Origin of the sequence: Acinetobacter sp. RRD8 (assembly GCF_031844225.1) — a bacterium.
In the GTDB taxonomy this organism is placed as follows: domain Bacteria; phylum Pseudomonadota; class Gammaproteobacteria; order Pseudomonadales; family Moraxellaceae; genus Acinetobacter.
The window spans coordinates 221679-243679 of record NZ_JAUZUU010000003.1 but is presented as its reverse complement, the minus strand read 5'-3'; the positions used below and the strand labels follow the sequence as shown (position 1 = coordinate 243679).

The window sequence follows — 22001 nt, the reverse complement described above, 5'->3', positions numbered from 1 at the left end:
ACTTTGCATGAAAGTTGGCACAATAAAAATGACAATTTATATTTTCTTTTTGTATTTTCTGCCAAGAAAATTATTTACCCCTACACTTTAATTATCCCGAAAATAATTACTCACAATATAGATCAGCGCCAGAATAACGCCCCAAATCACCCCAAGTAAATGTGCCTCAACCAAAACCGGGCTGCCGATCAGCTGCGCCGTCCCGACATTGCCAATGGTGTTTTCCCAGACCAGTTTGGCAAAAATCAAAAATAACACCAGCGCCGCAAAGCTGCGTTCCCGCTTATACAGCAAATGTACACAGGCTACGGCTACATAGGCCCCATGCAGCACGCCCGACAGGCCAGCATAGGCTTCAATATTGGGTAAGAAAAAATAAAAACTTAAACTGATCAACGGCGGTAAGATCAGCAAAATGGCACAGAAATGCCAGACGGTAGCGCGTGGAAAAATAAAAGGTAAACAGATAAAGGCGAGAATATTCAGAAAATAATGGATCCAGCCCACATGCACCCAATGCGCTGTCCAGAGTCGCCAGAATTCACCCAGCAGGCTCTCTTGCCAGTAGATGAAATGATCCTGAAAAATTTGCAGACATGCAGAGAGAGAGACAAAAGCCGCTAGAAAAATAATTTTTCGTCGAAAATGTTGATCTAGCATCGGCCTATTGTCCTCCCTGACTATCTAGTTTGACTTCATTCCTGAAGATTCATACATAATATCTGCATTACAGATCCGCACTGAACAGATCATCGAGCTCGGAAGAACTGTCGGATTCATCCCAGAAACGTTGCATGCCATCATCGCCACTGCGTATACCGGTATTTTCTGTCCAGTAACGATCCGATATGCCACTGACCATAATTGCAGCCATGCTGTCGATCAGCTTGAATTGCGGATTCACCGGTTTTTCCTCGGTACGTGCCTGAGCAAAGGTTTTTAAGGCATCCCGGACTTTGGCATCATCCCCACTGGCCTGAGCCGCTACGGCATACAAAGCATGAGATAAACGTACACCTTTTTGCTCGCCAATTTGTGTAGATTGTTTTAATGTTTGGTAAGGGTCAGGCTTGCCTTCCCCTGCGCCCGGCAATAAGGTCCAGATCACTGCACGGGTGGCATTCGGCGCACCCCAGAATTTCGCGTTATCCAGACACACCATGCCACGCTCGACCACGGCAGCAATATCTTTCGGTACATGCACTGCACCACCCGAGTTAATATCATTGGTCATGGCCTGCAAGCCACTGAGCATACCCAACAGATAAACCGTTTGCTCGATATCACTGTTCATGCGTGGGCATTCTTCACCCAGGGCTTTTTGGTATTTCTTTTCATAACGGCTCTGGAACAGTTGATAACCGGTATATTGACGCTGTGCTGCCAGTGCCGCCCAGCGCTTCTGCTCGATTCGGGCATCTTGAGCTTCTGCCACCTGATTGGTTTTTGAAGCACGTAAATAGCGTAACTCGGCTTCCAGCGCTTTTTGCTCGGCACAAATACCGGCAGCCGAATACATCAGCACGGCCACCCGTGTTGGATCCGCCCCCATTTCTTTGGTCGCCATAATGGCCGGCGTTAAAGAATTCCCTGAATTACACACCATTTCAGCATCATCCATCGCTAAAATCGGCGGTACAATATGGTTTTCGGTGAAACCCAGTGCAACATTGGCACCGGTTTTAATGACCTGAGAACACCCCGTCAAAACTGTTGTTGTTATTGCAATGGTCGCCATACCTTGGCATATTTTACGGACGTCTGACATTTTCCTGTCCTCTATAATTGTGATTATGTCCATCTTTCTGCTAAAGATATCAGAAGCATTTTGTGAATAAAAGAGTATTTACTCTAATTTAGACGAGACACTTTGCCATTAAATAGCCGCGCTGCAATTGACTGTATTTAGAAGAATACCAAATTTTGGGCAAAAAAAAGTAGCATTGCGACGGTTCAGCACATGCTACTTATTAACTGTACAAGCAGAAAAATAATAAACCCTGCTTGATTAAGATGAAAATTTATCCTTCAACACTGTCCCGAGTCGTCCGATCACCAGCGTTAAAACAATCGCTACGATCAGAAACATCCATACTGGAAATTCCATTAAGGTCTCCCGTAGTTGCTGTTAGTGAGTTAAATGTACAGGCTAAAAATAAAACATAGGGAATAAATTGTCAGACAATTTCTCTAAGTCATGGATTAACCTTGATTTCTGTCTGACAATAAAAATAGGAATTTGGTCTAAATATTTGTTTTATGAGCATTTTAATTAAATCATTAAAATGCGTTTGTTTTACAACTAAATTAATTTAGTCAATAATTTTAAGGATTTCCATTGTTTGAAGGGCAATTGATCACACCAGATCAATAAAGGTCGCGCCTTGGCATGCTGAAAATACACCACAATATACGCCTGATGATCAATTACGTGACTAATACATACCCGACGGGTCGGTCGTGCTTTGGTAGTCAATGACCATTCACGTCCATCCAGATATTCAAACTGCTCAATCTGTGGTGTCTTGCGGTAAAACAGCTGATAAATCACCAAGCCTATGACAGCGCACACTGCCCAAAGTGCAATCGGCAATAACTGATACAACAGATACATCAGCAGTGCAAAAATAAAAAGCTGAAACGCCAATGCACAGAGACTGCGTTTCAGCTTAAAGCAACGATTATCCATGAACGTAAAATTTAAGCTTCTTGATAAAATCTTTTAGTTCAGGACGCGGCGGCTCAGACACTTCCATAAACCAGTCCAGCAAATCCGGGTCTTCCTGCTCAACCAGCTCTGCAAACATCTGTTTTTCGAAAGGCTCAGCATTCAGGTAATGGTTTTTTACGTAGGGATCAAAATATACATCCAGTTCTTTTAGACCACGACGCGCACGATAAATCACTTTGCGCTCTTCTAAGCTGATGTCATCAGTCATCGAATTTCCCCAACTCGTTATAAACCCGAATAGTTTACCTGAAGCGCTGGCTGAATTTCGAGGGATTTCATAGAAATGACCAAAAGCATCAGCAGATTGAAGTCATTTGAACATTCCGCTCATTGCTGCTGATCTTGGCATGGCCTAAGTTAAACCAAACAGATCAAAATAAGGAATAACAAGATGCAATCTGCAGCCATTCGCCCACTCGCTCCGATGCTGCCGCGCCAACTCTTTACTGCCGAACATGAGGCTTTTCGCGAGACGGTACGTAAATTTTATGAGAAAGAAGTCATTCCACATACCGAGCGTTATGAAAGCCAGCAGCATGTAGATCGAGAGCTATGGAATAAAGCCGGTGAGCTTGGATTGCTCTGCGCTACCATGCCTGAGGAATATGGCGGCTCTGGCGTAGACCGGCTGTATAGCATGATTTTGATTGAGGAACAGGCCTATGCCGGAGATTCAGCGACTGGATTTTCATTGCATTCAGATATTGTTGCCAATTATCTGCTGAATTTTGGTAATGAAGCTCAAAAACAACAATGGTTACCGAAAATGGCGTCTGGAGAGGTCGTCACCGCGATTGCCATGACCGAACCGGGAACTGGCTCTGACCTGCAAGCAGTGCGTACCTCGGCAGTACTCGATGGCGATGACTATGTGATTAATGGTTCCAAAATCTTTATTACCAATGGCTATCTCTGTGATATGTCCATCGTGGTTTGTAAAACCGGCAATAATGACAAAGGTTCGGCCAATCTGTCATTGATTATGGTCGAAGCCGACCAAGCTGGATTTAGTAAAGGCAAGCCGCTGAATAAAATTGGCATGAAAGGCCAGGATACCTGCGAACTGTTCTTTGACAATGTTCGGGTACCCAAAGAAAACCTGCTCGGTCTGGAAGGCATGGGCTTTATGATGCTGATGAAAGAACTGGCTTGGGAACGCCTGATTGTGGCGATTATCTGTCAGGCAGGCGCTGAAGCCGCTTTTGCCCATACAGTGAAATATACCAAGGAACGTCAGGCTTTTGGCAAGAGCATCAGCCATTTTCAAAATACCCGTTTTAAACTGGCAGAACTGCGTACCGAGATCGATGTCTGTCGCGCTTATCTGGATCGCTGTATGCAGCTGCAACTCAATCACGAACTAGGCGTAGATGCCGCTGCTGCGGCCAAATATAAGATTTCAGAAATGTACAGCAAAGTCGTTGATGAATGTCTGCAATTGCATGGCGGCTATGGTTATATGCTGGAATATCCGATTGCCCGTGCCTATATCGACAACCGTGCCAATCGGATTTATGCGGGTACCAATGAAATCATGAAAGAACTCATCGCCCGTTCACTTTAAAATGGATTCATAAAAAAGGAGTCTCTTAGGACTCCTTTTTCTGTATGCAAAAATATAACTTTAAGAAACCAGACGCGGTTTATGCTTTAAAACATTGCTGTTTTTTCTAAATTTCAGCACGCCATCTTCAAACGAAGCCTGTTTGAGCTCCTTACGGTCTGCGAGATAATTATTGCTGACTTTCCACGGTGCATGTTTGCCCTGCTTTGGCATCACGTCTGCAGCACGGGCAATATAACCCGAACTGAGACTGCCCATGACGGTATCCTGAAGCAATTCACTCTGATCTCCCTGAGCAATCACCTGCGCATAACCTTGCTGATCCATATAATTCAACAGACGGCAAATATACTCAGCTGCAATGTCGACTTTAAGCGTCCAGGAGGCATTAATATAGCCAATAATCAGCGCCATATTCGGTATATCACTGACCATGATGCCTCTATACAGCATATGCTGTGAGGTATCGATAGGCTGACCATCCATCGTCGCCAGAATCCTGCCGAGAATTTGGATATTCAGGCCAGTGGCAGAGACGATAATATCAGCATCCAGATGTTGACCGGATTTCAGCTGAATTCCCGTTTCGGTAAAGATTTCTATCTGATCCGTTGCAACCGATGCCTGCCCTTCACGTAAAATTTTAAACAGATCCCCATCCGGCACCACACACAGACGCTGATCCCAAGGTTCATAATTCGGGGTAAAGTGCTTCATGTCTACTTTACCTTTCAGCTGGAATTGCACCGATTTAAGCAAAAGTGATTTTAATAATTTTGGCTGTTTCTGTGCCAAAGCATAAATCCCGCGCTGCATGACGATATTACGCGCACGTGTCAGCTTGTAGGCGACCTCCTCAGGCAGATATTTACGCATTTTTGAATAAATAAAATCGACCGAAGGCACAGAGGCAATATAAGTCGGTGAACGCTGCAACATGGTCACATGACCTGCTCCACCTTTGACCATCGCAGGAACCAAGGTAATCGCGGTCGCACCACTACCAATAATGACCACCTTTTTGCCTTTATAGTTTAAATTTTCCGGCCAATGTTGCGGATGAATAAACTCACCTTTGAATGCAGTTTGATTTGGAAACTCCGGCTGAAAACCCTGATCATAATTATAATAACCGGTACAACCCAGTATAAAGTTGGCGATCCAGATCTGCGTCTTACCCTGTGCGTCCACAATCTCTACTGACCATTTGCAGGTGGCAGAATCATAATTAGCACTCAGAACCCGATGCTGGAAATGGATTTTTGGCTGAAGTTTAAACTCTTCTACTACTTCAGCCAGATAATTTTTGATGGATGCGCCATCGGCAAGCACGCTTTCTTTCTTCCAGGGTTTGAAATTAAAACCAAAAGTCGACATATCCGAATCAGAACGGATTCCCGGATATTTAAACAGATCCCAAGTTCCACCAATACTTTCGCGGCGTTCAATAATCTCAAAAGAGCGTTGCGGACAATGTTTAGAAAGATGTGCTGCTAGACCAATCCCCGAGATCCCCGCACCCACAATTAAAATATCTACCTGCTTTTCCATGTTGTTCTTTTACCTAAGCGATGCTATCTGTTTTTATTAAATCACAAAACTGACAATACACAATGTCAAGTTCATTAAAAAGCCACTATTTTTTTATCTTTTCAGGCCAGATCAGTTATGTTGAACTCAATCACTTTAAATTAAAATATACAGGCATTAAAAAAGGCCGGTTTATTCAACCGACCTTTTCGAACAACTTGCGTTATTCTTCACGAAATTAGTTAACTTCGCGATCTACTAGCTCAACGTAAGCCATCGGTGCAGCATCACCTGCACGGAAGCCCGCTTTAAGAACACGTAGATAACCGCCGTTACGCTCTTTGTAACGAGGGCCAAGAACGGTAAATAATTTACCAACAGTTGCTGCTGAACGAGTACGAGCAAACGCCAAACGACGGTTTGCTACTGTATCGTTTTTAGCTAAAGTGATTAAAGGCTCAGCTACACGACGTAACTCTTTTGCTTTAGGCACAGTTGTTTTGATCAACTCGTGCTCGAACAAAGAGTTAGCCATGTTTTGGAACATCGCTTTACGATGACTGCTTGTACGGCCTAATTTCACACCACTATTACGATGACGCATGGTGATAGTCCTACTTAATTAACGGCTACGATAGGCGAAACGATCGTCCATACGGAGACTAGCCGGTGGCCAGTTCTCTAAACGCATGCCGAGTTGTAAGCCTTTAGAAGCCAGAACATCTTTGATCTCAGTAAGCGATTTTTTACCCAAGTTAGGAGTTTTAAGCAACTCAACTTCGGTACGCTGTACAAGATCACCAATGTAGTAAATGTTTTCTGCTTTCAAACAGTTAGCAGAACGAACAGTTAGCTCTAGATCATCTACTGGGCGAAGCAAGATTGGGTCAACTTCTTCACGAGGCTCTTGAGCAACAGGTGCTTGATCTTTCTGAAGGTCAACGAAGATCGCAATTTGTTGCTGCAAAATAGTTGCAGCTTTGCGGATCGCTTCTTCAGGATCGACAGTACCGTTAGTTTCAAGATCAATGATCAGTTTATCAAGGTCAGTACGTTGTTCTACACGCGCGTTTTCCACGGTATATGAAACACGTTTGATTGGGCTGTAAGACGCATCTAACTGCAAGCGACCCACTGGGCGAGTTTCGCCTTCTGGGAAGCGTGAATCAGAAGTCTCGTAGCCACGACCTTGAGCCACTTTCAGACGCATTTTCAATGAGCCTGAGGCACTTAAAATACCGATCAAATGTTCAGGGTTAACCACTTCAACATTATGAGGTAAACGAAGGTCAGCCGCAGTTACGTCGCCTGCACCTTGTTTCTCTAATGTTAAATAAGCTTCATTTTGATCGAACAGCTTAATCGACAATCCTTTTAGGTTCAGCAAGAGCTCGACGATGTCCTGCTGCAAGCCTTCCAAAGTACTGTACTCGTGCTCGACCCCTTCAATCTCAACTTCTACCACAGCTGCGCCAGGTAGAGAAGAAAGAAGGATGCGACGTAAAGCATTACCAAGAGTATGACCGAAGCCACGCTCTAATGGTTCTAGAATAACTTTTGCCGAGGTCCCGCTTGCCGCTTCGACCTTGATCGCTTGCGGAGTTAGAAACTCATTTGCAGTACGCGTCATATTGCTTCCTCAAGGATTATTTAGAATACAATTCTACAATCAAGCTTTCGTTGATTTCAGCAGGTAAATCAGAACGATCCGGTGCAGCTTTGAACGTACCTTCTAATTTAGAATGGTCAATTTCCATCCAAGAAGGCATGCCACGTTGAGTAGCCAATTCAATTGCGTTTTTGATACGTAATTGTTGCTTAGCGCCTTCGTGAACTGCGATCACATCACCCGCTTTAACTTGGATAGACGCAATGTTAACACGACGGCCATTCAAAGTGATGCTACGGTGAGATACTAACTGACGAGCTTCTGCACGAGTAGAACCGAAACCCATACGATAAACAACGTTATCAAGACGGCTTTCAAGTAGCTTCAACAGGTTTTCACCAGTTGCGCCTTTAACACGAGCAGCTTCTTTATAGTAGTTACTAAATTGACGCTCTAAAACACCGTACATGCGACGTACTTTTTGTTTTTCACGTAATTGTAGTGAGTACTCAGATTGTTTACCACCACGAGCCCCGCCGTGTTGGCCAGGAACTTTCGCATGTTTTTTTGTCTTAACATCAAACGGTTTAACGCCTGATTTAAGTTGCAGGTCTGTCCCTTCGCGACGAGAGAGTTTGCATTTTGGACCAATATAACGAGCCATGAATGTTTCTCCTTACACGCGACGTTTTTTAGGTGGACGGCAACCGTTGTGCGGGATTGGCGTCACATCGGTAATGCTGTTAATTTTATAACCCACTGCACCTAAAGCACGAACCGCAGATTCACGACCAGGACCAGGACCTTTTACAAGGACGTCCAAGTTTTTCAAACCGTAGTCTAAAGCAGCTTTACCAGCAACTTCAGCAGCTACCTGAGCAGCGAACGGAGTTGATTTACGTGATCCACGGAAGCCTTGTCCACCTGAAGTGGCCCAAGCCAGTGCATTACCTTGACGATCGGTAATAGTCACAATGGTGTTATTAAAAGAAGCGTGAATGTGTGCGACACCTTCAGAGACGGTACGAGTGACCTTCTTGCGTGCGCGAGTATCTTTAGCCATCTTTTAGCTTCCAGAAATCTTATTTCTTAATAGGTTTGCGCGGACCTTTACGGGTACGAGCGTTAGTTTTGGTGCGTTGACCGCGGACAGGCAAGCTGCGACGATGACGAAGACCGCGGTAGCAGCCTAAATCCATTAAACGTTTAATGTTCATGGAAATTTCGCGACGTAAATCACCTTCGGTCGGAACCTTAGCAACTTCTGCACGAATCGCATCAAGCTGAGCGTCATCTAATTCACGGATCTTAGTAGTTGGAGCAATACCAGCAGCAGCTAAGATAGCTTTTGAAGTATGGCGACCAATACCAAAGATATACGTTAGAGAGATAACAGCGTGCTTGTTATCCGGAATGTTTACACCGGCAATACGAGCCATTCAATTTTCTCCAAAAAGGCAGTAGATAATCAACCGCCCCACAAAAATCTTGAGGGGCGGATAATAACCTAATTCGCCTACAGAAATCAACAGGTCTTAATCAGATTAACCTTGACGCTGCTTATGACGAGGTTCTGCGCTACAAATTACGCGGATAACCCCATTACGACGGATAACTTTACAGCTACCACAAATTTTCTTAACAGAAGCTTGTACTTTCATGATGAAACCTCAAGTGCGCTTATCCCTTAGGATGAGCAGTCGTTTTTCTCATTAACGTTTGATTATCGTATTGGTGCGAAGTAAGGTGTGATTGCAGCTGAGCCATAAAGTCCATCACCACTACCACAACAATCAGCAAAGAGGTACCACCCAAATAGAATGGAATACCAAATGAACTTTGCAATACCATCGGCATCAAACAAATGACGGTGATGTAAATCGCGCCAATAAACGTCAAACGATTGAGAATATGATCTAAGTAACGAGCAGTTTGCTCACCTGGACGTATACCAGGCACGTAAGCTCCGCTGCGTTTCAAGTTCTCTGACACTTCTTTAGGACTAAATACCAGTGCTGTATAGAAGTAACAGAAAAAGATAATTAACGCACCAAAGAGCACCAAATACAACGGCTGACCAGGCGACAACACCAATGCCACATCTTGCAGGCTACGCTTAATAAATCCAGCATTTGGATCTGCACTACCCACCCACTGACCTAAGCTCGCAGGGAACAAAAGCAATGAGCTTGCAAAAATTGCCGGAATCACACCCGCCATATTAATTTTTAATGGCAAATGTGTCTGCTGTGCAGTAAATACACGACGACCTTGTTGTTTTTGAGCATAGTTTACCGGAATACGACGCTGCGCCTTCTCGATAAACACGATCGCTGCCAAAACACCCAGAGACAACAAACCAAAAATTACCAAGCCAATCAGGCTGGTCTGGCCATTATCTACAGATGAGAAAGATTGCATAATCAGATTAGGCAATCCGGCAACAATACCCGCGAAGATGATCATGGAAATACCATTCCCCACCCCACGCTCGGTAATCTGTTCACCCAACCACATCAAGAACATGGTCCCCGCAACCAGTGAGGTTACTGCAGGAACATAAAAAGCCAAACCAGTATTCAGGGTAATCCCCTGACTGATCAGGCCTGCACACATACCTATCGCCTGTACCAGCGCTAAGAATAATGTACCTTGTCGTGTGTATTGATTTATCTTACGTTTGCCTTGCTCGCCTTCTTTCTTTAAAGCTTCCAGCGAAGGAACCACAGTTGACATCAACTGCACAATAATCGATGCAGAAATGTATGGCATGATCCCGAGAGCAAGAATAGACATTCGTTCTAATGCACCACCAGAGAACATGTTAAACAAACCAAGGATGGTACCTTGGTTTGCATTAAACAAGTTTTCTAACGCAGCATTATTGATGCCTGGTACTGGAATATGCGCTCCTAGTCGAAACACCAACAACGCACCAATGAGAAACATCATTCGACGAATAATTTCACGGTATTTCACATGAAATGGTTGGCCTTTCATCATGTTGACATGACCTGAAGAACTAGGAGTCATAGACACTGGGGATTACTCCTCGACTTTGCCGCCAGCAGCTTCAACAGCAGCTTTAGCGCCTTTAGTCAATGCAACACCTTGAATAGTGAATGCACGAGTAATTTCACCAGAAAGTACGATACGAGCACGAGTCATGTCTTTACGTACAACGTTCGCAGCTTTTAAAGTTTCAAGAGACACGATGTCGCCTTCAACTTTAGCAAGCTCAGATAAACGTACTTCAGCAGTTTTCAAAGCCAATTGGCTAGTGAAGCCGAATTTAGGCAAACGACGATAAAGTGCTGTTTGACCGCCTTCGAAACCTGGACGAGTACCACCGCTCTTACGTGAGTTTTGACCTTTGACACCACGGCCACCGGTCTTACCAACGCCAGAACCGATACCACGGCCTAAACGAAGGTTGTCACGTTTAGCACCTTCTGCAGGTGCAATTGTATTTAAACGCAGAGTCATGGCTTATTCCTCTACACTAACCATATAGTAGACTTGGTTGATCATACCACGGTTAGAAGGTGTGTCTAACACTTCTACAGTATGACCAATACGACGCAGACCTAAACCTTGCAGGCTAAGCTTGTGATTTTTCAAGCGGTGCGATGCAGATTTAGTCTGGGTAACTTTAATCGTTTTCATGATTGATTACCCTTGAATTTGTTCTACTGAAAGACCACGTTTCGCAGCAACCTTTTCAGGAGTAGTCATATCACGCAAACCATTGAAAGTTGCGTTTACTACGTTAGCAGCGTTAGTAGAACCACGGCATTTAGTCAACACGTTACGTACGCCTACAGCTTCTAGAACTGCACGCATAGCGCCACCAGCAATTACACCTGTACCTTCAGAGGCAGGCTGCATGAATACGCGGCTAGCGCCGTGACGTGCATGAATTGGGTGCTGTAACGTACCATCAACAAGGTCAACAGTAATCATATTGCGACGAGCAGCTTCAAGTGCTTTAGAGATAGCAGCTGGAACTTCACGTGCTTTACCACGACCAAAACCTACGCGACCATTACCATCACCCACAACAGTTAATGCTGTGAAAGAGAAGATACGACCACCCTTAACAACTTTGGCTACACGATCAACGGCAACCAGCTTTTCAACAAGACCTTCGTTTTGTTCAACTTTAGCCATGATTAGAACTCCAAGCCGTTTTCACGAGCAGCATCAGCCAAGGCTTTGATACGACCATGATATTTAAAACCAGAACGGTCAAATGCAACTTTAGTAACACCAGCTGCTTTAGCGCGTTCTGCGATTAAAGCACCTACTTTCTGAGCTGCTTCAACGTTACCAGTTGTACCCGCACGTAGAGTAGCGTCTAAAGTAGAAGCTTGCGCTAATACTTTGCCACCATCTGCAGAGATAACTTGAGCATAGATGTGACGCGGAGTGCGGTTTACACACAAACGAGTCGCACCCAATGCACGGATGTGCAAGCGTGTGCTTTTCGCACGACGCAAACGGGATTGTTTCTTTTCGTTCATAAGAACCTCGCGCCTTATTTCTTCTTAGCTTCTTTACGAAGTACAACTTCGTCAGAATAACGAACACCTTTGCCTTTATATGGCTCTGGTGGACGGTAACCACGGATATCTGCAGCAACCTGTCCTAAAGCTGCTTTATCAGCAGATTTAAGAATGATTTCAGTTGCAGTTGGAGTTTCAGCAGTTACACCTGCAGGAAGTGCATAATCGATCGGGTGAGAGAAACCAAGGTTAAGATGAACAACGTCACCTTTAACCGCAGCTTTATAACCAACACCGATAAGCTGTAACTTACGTTCGAAACCTTCGCTAACACCTTTTACAAGGTTATTAAGCACAGCGCGAGCAGTACCAGCTTGCATCCAAGCGTCTTTCGACTCTTGTACTGGAGCAATAGCTAGAATACCGTCTTCCTGTTTAAGCTCGACCAGCGCATGCAGGTTGAAAGACAATGTACCTTTAGTGCCTTTCACTTCGACCTGCCGGCCGTTCTGAGTAACTGTTACACCGTTAGGTACAGTTACTGGGGCTTTAGCCACACGAGACATGAGGAATCACCTATTAAGAAACAAAAGCAATAACTTCACCACCAACGCCTGCAGCACGTGCAGCGCGATCAGTCATGATGCCTTTGCTTGTAGAAACAATTGCAATACCTAAACCTTGCTTAACGCTAGGAAGTGCATCTTTACCGCGATACTGACGTAGACCTGGACGGCTTACGCGCTTCACAGTTTCGATAACTGGTTTGCCTTCGAAATACTTTAAAGTCAAAGTAAGAGTTGGTTTGCCTTCAGCATCTGCAACTTCTACGTTTGAAATATAACCTTCTTGTTGAAGTAAGTTAGCGATTGCTACTTTCAACTTAGAATTTGGCATAGAAACAGTTTGTTTCTTTGCCATTTGTGCGTTACGAACACGTGTTAGCATGTCGGCAACGGTATCTTGCATACTCATCTATAGTGCTCCTTACCAGCTTGCCTTAACAACGCCAGGTACATCACCTTGCATTACTGTTTCACGTAATTTGTTACGGCTTAAACCGAACTTACGGAAGTAACCATGAGGACGACCAGTTAAACCACAACGGTTACGTAGACGTACTGGAGATGCATTACGTGGTAATGCTTGTAATTTCATCATCGCTTCGAAACGTTCTTCGTCTGATGCATTTACGTTTGCAATAACAGCTTTTAATTCAGCACGTTTTGCAGCGTATTTAGCAACAGTAGCTTCGCGTTTCAATTCGCGATTAATCATACCTTTCTTAGCCATATCGACCTCTTATTTGAACGGGAAGCCGAATGCACGCATAAGCGCACGGCCTTCGTCATCGGTGCGAGCAGTCGTAGTAATGGTAATATCCATACCACGAATACGATCAATCTTGTCAAAATCGATTTCAGGGAACATGATTTGTTCCTTAAGACCCATTGAGTAGTTACCACGACCGTCGAATGATTTCGCAGAGAAACCACGGAAGTCACGGATACGAGGGATCGCAATCGAGATCAAACGGTCCAAGAATTCGTACATACGTTCGCCGCGTAAAGTAACTTTACAACCGATCGGCCAACCATCACGGATTTTAAAACCAGCGATTGATTTACGAGCTAACGTAAGTACTGGTTTTTGACCAGCGATAGCTTGCATATCTGAAAGAGCACCATCAAGGAGTTTTTTGTCGGCAGCAGCTGCGCCAACACCCATGTTGATCGTGATTTTAGTGATGCGAGGAATCTCCATCACATTCTTAACGCCCAATACTTCTTGTAATTGAGCTTTAAGTTCGTCGTTGTAACGTGTTTTAAGTCTGGCCATGGCCTATATCAACCTATTACTTCGCTACCGCCACTGATTCACCATTTGATTTGAATACGCGAGTTTTCACGCCATCAATCACTTGGTAACCAACACGGTCAGCCTTTTGGGTTGTAGCATTAAAAACTGCCACGTTTGAAATATGAAGCGAAGCTTCCTGAGTTACAACGCTACCTTCAGCGCCTGTAGCACGGTTCGGCTTCTGATGCTTCTTCACCAAGTTAAGGCCTTCAACCTTAACACGGTCATTAGAAACAGACAGAACAGTACCCTGTTTGCCTTTTTCTTTACCTGCGATCACAATTACTTGATCGCCTTTTTTAATCTTAGCCATGATCGCCTCTTATAGAACTTCAGGAGCCAATGAAATAATTTTCATGAACTGTTCAGTACGAAGTTCACGAGTCACTGGTCCGAAAATACGAGTTGCAATCGGCGCTTTGTTGTTGTTCAAAATAACAGCAGCGTTATCGTCGAAACGAATCACTGAACCGTCTGCACGACGGATACCGAATTTTGTACGAACCACAACCGCATTCATCACGTCACCTTTTTTAACACGTGCGCGTGGAATTGCTTCTTTTACAGTAACTTTAATAATGTCGCCAACAGAAGCATAACGACGATGCGAGCCACCAAGTACTTTAATACATTGTACGCGGCGTGCACCACTGTTGTCTGCTACGTCGAGCATAGTTTCGGTCTGAATCATTGCCCTACTCCAAAACCGAGCAACACCGGTCGAAATTTCGAAAGGCTCAAAGAGTACTCGAAATTGACCGATGATGCAACAAGAACGTTAATTACTCAGCAGCTGCTTCAACAACTTCAACTAGAGTCCAAGACTTAGTTTTAGAAATTGGGCGGCTTTCTTTAATGGTTACAACATCACCAGCTTTAGCTGTGTTGTTCTCATCATGAGCATGTAATTTTGTTGAACGGCGGATTAATTTGCCATACAACGGGTGTTGAACTTGGCGTTCAATAAGTACAACGATAGATTTATCCATCTTGTCGCTTACAACTTTGCCAGTTAACGTGCGGACTGTTTTATCACTCATTGTCCGTTCCCCTGTTTTTCGGTAAGGAGGGTCTTAATACGAGCAATAGTCTGACGAGTAAGTGCAACTTCATGCGATTTACCCAATTGACCAGTTGCTTTCGCCATACGAAGACGGAATTGGTTAAGCTGTTGCTCATCAAGCAAAGCTGTCAACTCTTCTACCGACTTTTCACGTAGATCTTTAGTTTTCATTACATTACCGTCCGAGTCACGATAGCGGTTTTAAACGGAAGCTTAGCTGCTGCAAGCGTAAACGCTTCGCGAGCCAATTCTTCGTTAACACCATCAATTTCGTACAAGACTTTACCTGGTTTGATTTGGCAAACCCAATATTCCACAGAACCTTTACCTTTACCCATACGCACTTCAAGAGGCTTAGAAGTAATCGGTTTGTCCGGGAATACACGGATAAAGATCTTACCACCACGCTTAATACGACGGCTAATTGTACGACGCGCTGCTTCAATTTGACGCGCAGTCATTTGACCACGTTCAACTGATTTAAGTGCAATAGTACCGAAAGATACTGTGCTACCGCGGTGTGCTAGACCAGTGTTACGGCCTTTCTGCACTTTACGGAATTTAGTACGCTTAGGTTGCAACATGGATTATTCTCCTTTTTCAGCAGAACGATCATTGCGACGACCACGACGCTCTTGACCTTCACCACGACCACGACCGCGTTTAGCTGGACGTTCTTCAGCTGGAGCTGGGTTCATGACTTGTTTCATGCCGCCCAAGATCTCACCACGGAAGATCCAAACTTTAACACCGATCGTACCGTAAGTAGTCTCAGCACGCATAGTCGCATAGTCGATATCTGCACGAAGCGTATGTAGAGGTACACGACCTTCACGATACCACTCAGTACGAGCAATCTCAGCACCACCTAAACGGCCTGAAACTTCTACTTTGATACCTTTAGCACCAGCACGCATTGTGTTTTGAACCGCACGCTTCATAGCACGACGGAACATTACACGTTTTTCTAATTGAGAAGCGATCGCTTCAGCAACTAGACGCGCATCTAAGTCTGGACGATCAATTTCATTGATACTTACTTGCGCAGGAACACCCATGATAGATGTTAATTCGCGTTGTAGTTTCTCAATATCTTCGCCTTTTTTACCGATTACGATACCTGGACGAGCAGTGCTAATAGTTACTTTAGCAGCGCCTGTAGGGCGTTCGATAAGAATGTTGCTGATCATCGCGTTTTTAAGTTTTTTGATCAAAAACTCACGAACTTGAAGATCTTTAAGCAAGTATTCAGCGTATTGTTTCGGATTCGCATACCAGTTAGCGTTATGACGTTTCACAACACCTAGGCGGATACCGATTGGATGAACCTTCTGACCCATATCAAACCCCTACCTTAACGGTGATGTGACAAGTACGCTTAGTAATACGATCTGCACGGCCTTTAGCACGTGGCATAATACGTTTCAGGCTCATGCCTTCATCAACGTAGATCGTAGAAACTTTAAGGTCGTCTACATCTAAACTGTTATTGTGTTCAGCGTTTGCAATCGCAGATTCCAACGCTTTCTTAACTAGAACTGCAGCTTTTTTGTTGCTGAAGTTAAGGATGTTAAGAGCGTGCGCAACAGATTTGCCGCGGATAAGATCTGCAACCAAACGAGCTTTTTGTGCCGAGATAGCGGCACCGCGTAATTTAGCAGTTACTTCCATCATAGCACCCATTAACGTTTAGATTTCTTGTCAACACCGTGACCGCGATAGGTACGAGTTGGTGCAAATTCACCAAGCTTGTGACCAACCATGTGCTCAGAAACGATCACAGGAACGTGGTTACGGCCATTGTGTACAGAAATTGTTAAACCAACAAAATCCGGGAGGATCATCGAACGACGCGACCAAGTTTTGATCGGCTTACGGTTATTAGCCGCGATAGCCGCTTCAACCTTAGCGAACAAGTGCGCATCGACGAATGGGCCTTTTTTCAGAGAACGAGGCATTGTCAGATTCCTTTACTTGTTACTTAACGCGACGGTCGCGAATAATCATCTTAGTCGTACGCTTATTGGTACGTGTCTTGTACCCTTTAGCTTTTTGACCCCATGGGCTTACAGGTTGAATACCTTTGTTACGCCCTTCACCACCACCGTGTGGATGGTCAACTGGGTTCATCGCCATACCACGAACGGTAGGACGAACACCACGCCAGCGTGATGCACCAGCTTTACCTAGTGAACGAAGGTTGCTTTCTGAATTAGATACTTCACCTAACACAGCACGGCATTCAACGTGAATTTTACGCATCTCGCCTGAACGCAGACGAACGATAGCGTAAGAACCGTCACGACCCAACAGCTGAACTGAAGTACCAGCTGAACGAGCTAACTGCGCGCCTTTACCGATTTTAAGTTCGATGTTGTGAAGAGTAGAACCGATAGGCATGTTGCGAAGCGGCAAGCAGTTACCTGGACGAATTGGAGCATCGTTACCAGACTGTACTTTATCGCCAGCGCGAAGGCCTTTAGGAGCGATGATATAACGACGCTCACCGTCAGCATACAATACAAGTGCAATGTGTGCAGTACGGTTAGGATCGTATTCGATACGCTCTACAGTTGCAGGAATACCATCTTTGTTACGTTTAAAGTCAACTAGACGGTAGTGCTGCTTGTGACCGCCACCAACGTGACGAGTCGTGATGTGACCGTTGTTATTACGGCCGCCAGTACGTTTTTTAGCTTCAACCAACGGAGAGTATGGTGCGCCTTTGTGAAGGTGATCGTGAACCACTTTCTCTACAAAGCGACGTCCTGGAGACGTTGGCTTACATTTTTGAATAGGCATAATTCTCGTCCTTATTCCGCTGTGCTTTCAGCGGTATCGCCCAAGTCAGCCATTTCAACATCTTGGCCAGCTTTCAGGGTGACGTATGCTTTTTTAACATCAGAACGACGTCCTAATGTTTTACCAAAGCGTTTAGACTTACCTTTAGTGATAGTCGTGTTAACTTTAACAACTTCCACACCAAAGAGTTGTTCCACTGCTTTTTTGATTTCAAGCTTGTTTGCATTTAATGCAACTTTAAACACTTGAACACCAGCAGTTTCACCTAAAACTTGTGCTTTTTCTGAGAATACAGGTCCTTGCAGGACTTGATAGATACGTTCGTTGTTCATCCGAGTTCTACCTCAATTTTCTTAGCAGCAGCTACAGACATAACAACTTTGTCGAACGCAATCAAGCTAACCGGATCGATTGCAGCAGCATCAACCACATCAACGTGTGGAATGTTGCGCGCAGCAAGATACAAGTTCTCATCAACAGCATCAGTAACGATCAATGCGCGAGTCGCATTCAAGTCGTTAAGTTTTGCAAGCAATTCTTTAGTTTTTGGAGCTGCAACAGCAAACTCTTCAACTAAAACTAGGCGATCTTGACGAACAAGTTCAGCTAGGATGCATTGCATAGCACCGCGGTACATTTTACGGTTTACTTTTTGAGACCAGTCTTGTGGACGAGCAGCAAAAGTTTTACCACCGCCAACCCAGATTGGGCTACGAATAGAACCAGCACGAGCGCGGCCAGTACCTTTTTGACGGAATGGCTTGCGACCACCGCCAGAAACGTCTGCACGTGATTTCTGAGCTTTTGAACCTTGACGGCCACCAGCTAAATAAGCTGTAACCACTTGGTGAACAAGAGCTTCATTAAATTCACGACCGAACGCAACTTCTGATAATTCAACAGCAGAGCCGGAAACAGTATTTAAATTCACGTTATTTCCCCTCAGGCCTTGATCGTAGGACGAACGATTACGTCGCCACCAGTAGCACCAGGAACCGCGCCTTTAACAACTAGAACTGAACGTTCTGTGTCGATAGCAACGATCTCAAGACCCTGTGTAGTTACGCGTTCAGCACCTAAATGGCCAGCCATTTTTTTGCCTTTGAATACGCGACCAGGAGTCTGGTTTTGACCAGTAGAACCTAAAACACGGTGAGAAACTGAGTTACCGTGAGTTGCATCTTGCGTACGGAAGTTCCAACGCTTAACACCACCTTGGAAACCTTTACCTTTAGATTGACCAGTTACGTCAACAACTTGACCAACCTGGAACAATTCAACGGTAAGCGTACCACCAACTTCACGACCTTCAAGATCAGCTTCTGAAGCACGGAATTCTTGAACTAGACGACCAGCTGCAACACCCGCTTTCGCAAAGTGGCCTTTCTGAGCGTTAGTTACTCGAGATTCGCGACGTTCACCAGTAGTGATTTGAATCGCTTGATAACCATCAGTTTCAAGCGTTTTGATTTGAGTGATGCGGTTAGGATCAACCTCAATCACTGTAACAGGCACAGAAACACCAGCATCTGTAAAGATACGTGTCATACCGCACTTGCGACCGACTAAACCAATAGCCATGTGCATAAACCTCTAAAAAAGCGGCCTAATTAACTTAGAGTGTTAATTAACCCGAAAGCCTTAACCCAATGCGATCTGAACATCAACACCAGCTGCAAGATCTAACTTCATCAATGCATCTACAGTTTTGTCTGTAGGTTGAACGATGTCGATCAAACGCTTGTAAGTACGGATTTCGTACTGGTCACGCGCGTCTTTGTTTACGTGTGGTGATGTTAAAACGTTAAAACGTTCAATACGTGTTGGCATTGGAATTGGACCACACACTTGTGCGCCAGTACGTTTTGCGGTTTCTACGATTTCTTGAGCTGATTGATCAATCAGGCGATGATCAAAAGACTTAAGACGGATACGAATTCTCTGGTTAGACATACCAGTAAACTCCAAGCCAAATATATAAAGAATCACTCTTGACGCATCTCACCCCACTTTATGTGGGCAAGTGTCAAGAGCAGTGAAATATCACTAAGGTCATGATCGATGCCACGACTGTAACGATAGTTAACTACTTTATTCGCAGTTAACCCCCTTCCTATTGAAGGGTCGCTTATTATAGCCATTGTTTAATGCATAAGCAAATCTCTTTTATGGTTTTATCCAAGTTTTCAATTTATGACTTAAAACAATAGTTTATTGTTTAAATATTAGGCGGTTTTTGCCAAAACATATTCTATTGCACGATTTAATATCTGATTTCCTTCAATAAATTTTTGCTTCGTGGTTTTTTTTAATTCAAATAAATTTTGCACATATTTTCCTGAAAATTGCGCAAGCTCTTCTTCATTTTCCAAAAACAATGCCAGGGTTTCCGGCGTGATTTCCGGATGAAACTGGAAGCCCAATACATTTCTGCCCAACTGGTACATCTGATTACGACAGGCCTCATTTTCTGCCAGATGGACTGCACCTTTGGGCAATTCAAATGTTTCATTGTGCCATTGCAGAATATTAAATTGCTCCGGCAAGCTAAAACACGTCTCTGGTAGATTCGTCACTCTGTGCACCGTGGTCCACCCCAATTCCTGTTCTGGATTGCGACTAACACCTGCACCTAAAGCATTTGCAATCAATTGCCCACCCAGACACAGGCCAATTGCCGGTTTGCCATGCGAAAGATAGCGACGCAACCAGCGTTTTTCTATTTTTAACCAAGGGAAATTCGCTTCATCATTCACACTCATGGTTCCCCCCATAATGATCAGCAAATCCACCTCTTCCACTGCAGGCAGCGCCTCGATCTCCAGCGTTCGATCCACGGGTAAAGCAAAAAATTCAGTCGCTGTAATGTGCGCCTGATGCTGCTTTAAAAATTCATAACAACTACCAAAACCTTCACCAGCAATATGCTGAAAATAATGCACTTTTAAATGCGACTTCATGCTCCTCAACCTATTTTTTTAGCTATATAGATTTAGGTTTTGCAAAAATGAAGCCAACTTTTTATAAGACTTGTTGTTTTTAAACAATTCACAACGTAACTGGCAGTGAGTCACAGATTCTCTTAAGCTAGAGTAATATTTGATTACATTTGAGCGCATTCACGTGAAACAAGACTCTCAAACTCGCCTGATTCATGCACCACGAAAGGCTCCTCAAGCGATTTCTACCATTCAGCCTCCCCTCTATCGTGCATCGACCATTATCTTTAACAATACCGATGCCCTGTTTAATCGCCATTGGACCGATGACTATGATTATAGTTATGGCACGCATGGCACGCCTACGACCTTTACGCTGGGCGATAACATCGCACAGCTCGAAGGTGGTTTATATCACCTGCTCGCACCGAGTGGTTTATCCGCGATTAATCTCGTGAATTCTTGCTTTTTAAGCCAAGGAGATGAGGTTTGGGTGGCTGACAATATCTATGGTCCAAACATGGAACATTTACGCAATCTGGAAAAGCGTTATGGAATTACGGTTAAGGTCTACAATCCCATAGAGCTTGATACATTTCAGCCTACAGATAAAGCCAAACTGATCTGGCTCGAGGCTGCTGGCTCAGTCACCTTGGAATTTCCGGATCTGGCTGGTTTAGTGAAAAAAGCTCAGGCACACAATATTCTTACTGCGCTGGATAATACCTGGGGCGCAGGTCTGGCTTTTGATGCCTTTGATTTTAGTGAAGAGCATTTAAGTGTAGATATGACGGTACATGCACTGACCAAATATCCAAGCGGCGGTGGTGATATCCTGATGGGCTCAGTGGTTACGCGAGATAAGACCCTGCATCACAAACTGTTCCGTGCGCATGCCATTCAGGGCATTAGTGTTTCTGGTGATGATGTGGCACAGATACAACGTAGTCTGGCTTCGATGCAACTGCGATATCAACATCAATCCAACAGTGCGCTTACATTAATGACATGGCTTAAACAGCAAACCGAGTTTGTGCAAGTACTTCATCCTTCAGATCCGGACAGTGCAGGCCATCAGTACTGGAAAGAAATTTGCAAGCAAGGTGATAGTGCCGGCCTGGTCAGCGTGATCTTTGACAGCACATACGTAATGCAGGATATCCGGAATTTCTGTGATAGTTTAAAACTGTTTAAGCTAGGCTTTAGTTGGGGTGGCCCTGTCAGTCTGGTCATGTTATATAACTTAAAAGACATGCGTGTGCTGGAACATTCACACTTAAAAGACGGCTTGCTGGTTCGTTTCTGTATTGGACTGGAACATCCGGAAGATTTGATTCAAGATATTCAGCATGCACGAGAACAAATGAAAAAACTTAAAAATGAATAATAAATAACAGG

The 22001-nt window shown here is 44.3% G+C and carries 35 protein-coding genes and 1 pseudogene; 2 read left to right on the top strand and 34 right to left on the bottom strand.

Going from position 1 to position 22001, the window contains the following annotated elements:
* Nucleotides 1–87 precede the first annotated feature (87 nt).
* From rrtA to Q9R24_RS05335, 4 genes are all read right to left on the bottom strand, one after another.
* On the bottom strand, nt 88–660 hold the full coding sequence (gene rrtA, locus Q9R24_RS05350; RefSeq protein WP_311203862.1) for a rhombosortase: 573 nt from the start codon (nt 658–660) through the stop codon (nt 88–90).
* 67 nt (nt 661–727) lie between these two features.
* Nucleotides 728–1768 carry a hypothetical protein gene (locus Q9R24_RS05345; protein ID WP_004281480.1) on the bottom strand — a complete coding sequence of 347 codons (1041 nt, stop codon included), beginning with the start codon at nt 1766–1768 and terminating at the stop codon, nt 728–730.
* Between the two features lie 534 nt (nt 1769–2302).
* Nucleotides 2303–2689 (bottom strand): hypothetical protein, encoded by a 387-nt coding sequence (locus Q9R24_RS05340; protein WP_004281482.1) that lies wholly within the window; start codon nt 2687–2689, stop codon nt 2303–2305.
* Nucleotides 2682–2939 carry a succinate dehydrogenase assembly factor 2 gene (locus tag Q9R24_RS05335; RefSeq protein WP_004281484.1) on the bottom strand — a complete coding sequence of 86 codons (258 nt, stop codon included), beginning with the start codon at nt 2937–2939 and terminating at the stop codon, nt 2682–2684. Before Q9R24_RS05335 ends, Q9R24_RS05340 begins: the two co-directional genes overlap by 8 nt.
* Before the next feature lie 183 nt (nt 2940–3122).
* On the opposite strand from Q9R24_RS05335, the gene Q9R24_RS05330 reads away from it, so the two are divergent.
* Entirely contained in the window at nt 3123–4295 is a 1173-nt protein-coding gene (locus Q9R24_RS05330) for an acyl-CoA dehydrogenase family protein (RefSeq protein ID WP_311203861.1), read from the top strand.
* A gap of 60 nt (nt 4296–4355) precedes the next feature.
* Here Q9R24_RS05330 and Q9R24_RS05325 read toward each other — a convergent pair whose 3' ends face one another.
* The 30 genes and pseudogenes from Q9R24_RS05325 to Q9R24_RS05180 all read right to left on the bottom strand — a co-directional run bounded on the left by Q9R24_RS05325 (nt 4356) and on the right by Q9R24_RS05180 (nt 20624).
* Nucleotides 4356–5846, bottom strand: a complete 1491-nt coding sequence (locus Q9R24_RS05325) for an NAD(P)/FAD-dependent oxidoreductase (protein ID WP_311203860.1) — start codon at nt 5844–5846, stop codon at nt 4356–4358.
* Between the two features lie 217 nt (nt 5847–6063).
* Nucleotides 6064–6429, bottom strand: a complete 366-nt coding sequence (rplQ, locus tag Q9R24_RS05320) for a 50S ribosomal protein L17 (RefSeq protein WP_004281488.1) — start codon at nt 6427–6429, stop codon at nt 6064–6066.
* A gap of 18 nt (nt 6430–6447) precedes the next feature.
* On the bottom strand, nt 6448–7455 hold the full coding sequence (locus tag Q9R24_RS05315; RefSeq protein ID WP_311203859.1) for a DNA-directed RNA polymerase subunit alpha: 1008 nt from the start codon (nt 7453–7455) through the stop codon (nt 6448–6450).
* 16 nt (nt 7456–7471) lie between these two features.
* Entirely contained in the window at nt 7472–8098 is a 627-nt protein-coding gene (rpsD, locus tag Q9R24_RS05310) for a 30S ribosomal protein S4 (RefSeq protein ID WP_004281490.1), read from the bottom strand.
* Between the two features lie 12 nt (nt 8099–8110).
* Entirely contained in the window at nt 8111–8497 is a 387-nt protein-coding gene (gene rpsK, locus Q9R24_RS05305; protein ID WP_004281491.1) for a 30S ribosomal protein S11, read from the bottom strand.
* A 19-nt stretch (nt 8498–8516) separates the two neighbouring features.
* Nucleotides 8517–8873: a 30S ribosomal protein S13 gene (gene rpsM / locus Q9R24_RS05300; protein ID WP_004281492.1), complete on the bottom strand. Its 357-nt coding sequence runs from the start codon at nt 8871–8873 to the stop codon at nt 8517–8519.
* Between the two features lie 105 nt (nt 8874–8978).
* Complete coding sequence (gene rpmJ, locus Q9R24_RS05295; protein WP_000867907.1) at nt 8979–9095, bottom strand: 50S ribosomal protein L36; 117 nt, start codon at nt 9093–9095, stop codon at nt 8979–8981.
* Nucleotides 9096–9114: 19 nt separating this feature from the next.
* Nucleotides 9115–10434, bottom strand: coding sequence for a preprotein translocase subunit SecY (gene secY / locus Q9R24_RS05290; RefSeq protein WP_180037316.1), 1320 nt, complete (start codon nt 10432–10434; stop codon nt 9115–9117).
* Between the two features lie 45 nt (nt 10435–10479).
* The gene (rplO, locus tag Q9R24_RS05285; RefSeq protein WP_064094518.1) at nt 10480–10920 is read right to left on the bottom strand and encodes a 50S ribosomal protein L15; all 441 of its coding nucleotides are present in this window, start codon (nt 10918–10920) and stop codon (nt 10480–10482) included.
* 3 nt (nt 10921–10923) lie between these two features.
* The gene (gene rpmD / locus Q9R24_RS05280) at nt 10924–11100 is read right to left on the bottom strand and encodes a 50S ribosomal protein L30 (protein WP_004281495.1); all 177 of its coding nucleotides are present in this window, start codon (nt 11098–11100) and stop codon (nt 10924–10926) included.
* Nucleotides 11101–11106: 6 nt separating this feature from the next.
* A complete protein-coding gene (gene rpsE / locus Q9R24_RS05275; RefSeq protein WP_004281496.1) occupies nt 11107–11604 on the bottom strand; it encodes a 30S ribosomal protein S5 in 498 nt (165 codons plus the stop codon).
* Nucleotides 11605–11606: 2 nt separating this feature from the next.
* Entirely contained in the window at nt 11607–11957 is a 351-nt protein-coding gene (gene rplR / locus Q9R24_RS05270) for a 50S ribosomal protein L18 (protein WP_004281497.1), read from the bottom strand.
* A gap of 14 nt (nt 11958–11971) precedes the next feature.
* A complete protein-coding gene (gene rplF, locus Q9R24_RS05265) occupies nt 11972–12505 on the bottom strand; it encodes a 50S ribosomal protein L6 (protein ID WP_004645059.1) in 534 nt (177 codons plus the stop codon).
* Nucleotides 12506–12518: 13 nt separating this feature from the next.
* Nucleotides 12519–12914 (bottom strand): 30S ribosomal protein S8, encoded by a 396-nt coding sequence (gene rpsH / locus Q9R24_RS05260; RefSeq protein ID WP_004281499.1) that lies wholly within the window; start codon nt 12912–12914, stop codon nt 12519–12521.
* A gap of 12 nt (nt 12915–12926) precedes the next feature.
* Complete coding sequence (rpsN, locus tag Q9R24_RS05255) at nt 12927–13232, bottom strand: 30S ribosomal protein S14 (protein ID WP_004732275.1); 306 nt, start codon at nt 13230–13232, stop codon at nt 12927–12929.
* A gap of 9 nt (nt 13233–13241) precedes the next feature.
* Complete coding sequence (gene rplE / locus Q9R24_RS05250) at nt 13242–13778, bottom strand: 50S ribosomal protein L5 (protein ID WP_004645057.1); 537 nt, start codon at nt 13776–13778, stop codon at nt 13242–13244.
* Nucleotides 13779–13794: 16 nt separating this feature from the next.
* Nucleotides 13795–14112, bottom strand: a complete 318-nt coding sequence (gene rplX / locus Q9R24_RS05245) for a 50S ribosomal protein L24 (protein WP_004281502.1) — start codon at nt 14110–14112, stop codon at nt 13795–13797.
* 9 nt (nt 14113–14121) lie between these two features.
* The gene (gene rplN / locus Q9R24_RS05240) at nt 14122–14490 is read right to left on the bottom strand and encodes a 50S ribosomal protein L14 (protein WP_004281503.1); all 369 of its coding nucleotides are present in this window, start codon (nt 14488–14490) and stop codon (nt 14122–14124) included.
* Between the two features lie 91 nt (nt 14491–14581).
* Nucleotides 14582–14839: a 30S ribosomal protein S17 gene (gene rpsQ, locus Q9R24_RS05235; RefSeq protein WP_004281504.1), complete on the bottom strand. Its 258-nt coding sequence runs from the start codon at nt 14837–14839 to the stop codon at nt 14582–14584.
* The gene (rpmC, locus tag Q9R24_RS05230) at nt 14836–15033 is read right to left on the bottom strand and encodes a 50S ribosomal protein L29 (RefSeq protein WP_004281505.1); all 198 of its coding nucleotides are present in this window, start codon (nt 15031–15033) and stop codon (nt 14836–14838) included. The genes rpsQ and rpmC overlap by 4 nt, the downstream gene beginning before the upstream one ends.
* Nucleotides 15033–15446, bottom strand: a complete 414-nt coding sequence (rplP, locus tag Q9R24_RS05225; protein ID WP_004281506.1) for a 50S ribosomal protein L16 — start codon at nt 15444–15446, stop codon at nt 15033–15035. Before rplP ends, rpmC begins: the two co-directional genes overlap by 1 nt.
* Nucleotides 15386–16202, bottom strand: a pseudogene (rpsC, locus tag Q9R24_RS05220) (30S ribosomal protein S3). Before rpsC ends, rplP begins: the two are co-directional and overlap by 61 nt.
* 1 nt (nt 16203) lies before the next feature.
* Nucleotides 16204–16533, bottom strand: a complete 330-nt coding sequence (rplV, locus tag Q9R24_RS05215) for a 50S ribosomal protein L22 (protein WP_001982638.1) — start codon at nt 16531–16533, stop codon at nt 16204–16206.
* Between the two features lie 11 nt (nt 16534–16544).
* Nucleotides 16545–16820 (bottom strand): 30S ribosomal protein S19, encoded by a 276-nt coding sequence (gene rpsS / locus Q9R24_RS05210; RefSeq protein ID WP_004281508.1) that lies wholly within the window; start codon nt 16818–16820, stop codon nt 16545–16547.
* A gap of 19 nt (nt 16821–16839) precedes the next feature.
* On the bottom strand, nt 16840–17664 hold the full coding sequence (rplB, locus tag Q9R24_RS05205) for a 50S ribosomal protein L2 (RefSeq protein WP_004281509.1): 825 nt from the start codon (nt 17662–17664) through the stop codon (nt 16840–16842).
* Between the two features lie 11 nt (nt 17665–17675).
* Nucleotides 17676–17996 (bottom strand): 50S ribosomal protein L23, encoded by a 321-nt coding sequence (rplW, locus tag Q9R24_RS05200; RefSeq protein ID WP_004281510.1) that lies wholly within the window; start codon nt 17994–17996, stop codon nt 17676–17678.
* On the bottom strand, nt 17993–18595 hold the full coding sequence (gene rplD, locus Q9R24_RS05195) for a 50S ribosomal protein L4 (RefSeq protein ID WP_004281511.1): 603 nt from the start codon (nt 18593–18595) through the stop codon (nt 17993–17995). Before rplD ends, rplW begins: the two co-directional genes overlap by 4 nt.
* An 11-nt stretch (nt 18596–18606) precedes the next feature.
* Nucleotides 18607–19245 carry a 50S ribosomal protein L3 gene (rplC, locus tag Q9R24_RS05190; RefSeq protein ID WP_253144458.1) on the bottom strand — a complete coding sequence of 213 codons (639 nt, stop codon included), beginning with the start codon at nt 19243–19245 and terminating at the stop codon, nt 18607–18609.
* Nucleotides 19246–19305: 60 nt separating this feature from the next.
* Nucleotides 19306–19617, bottom strand: a complete 312-nt coding sequence (gene rpsJ, locus Q9R24_RS05185) for a 30S ribosomal protein S10 (protein WP_000070912.1) — start codon at nt 19615–19617, stop codon at nt 19306–19308.
* Between the two features lie 272 nt (nt 19618–19889).
* On the bottom strand, nt 19890–20624 hold the full coding sequence (locus tag Q9R24_RS05180) for a type 1 glutamine amidotransferase (protein ID WP_311203858.1): 735 nt from the start codon (nt 20622–20624) through the stop codon (nt 19890–19892).
* Between the two features lie 163 nt (nt 20625–20787).
* Between Q9R24_RS05180 and Q9R24_RS05175 the strand changes: the two genes are divergently transcribed.
* Nucleotides 20788–21990 (top strand): PLP-dependent transferase, encoded by a 1203-nt coding sequence (locus Q9R24_RS05175; RefSeq protein WP_311203857.1) that lies wholly within the window; start codon nt 20788–20790, stop codon nt 21988–21990.
* Nucleotides 21991–22001 lie beyond the last annotated feature (11 nt).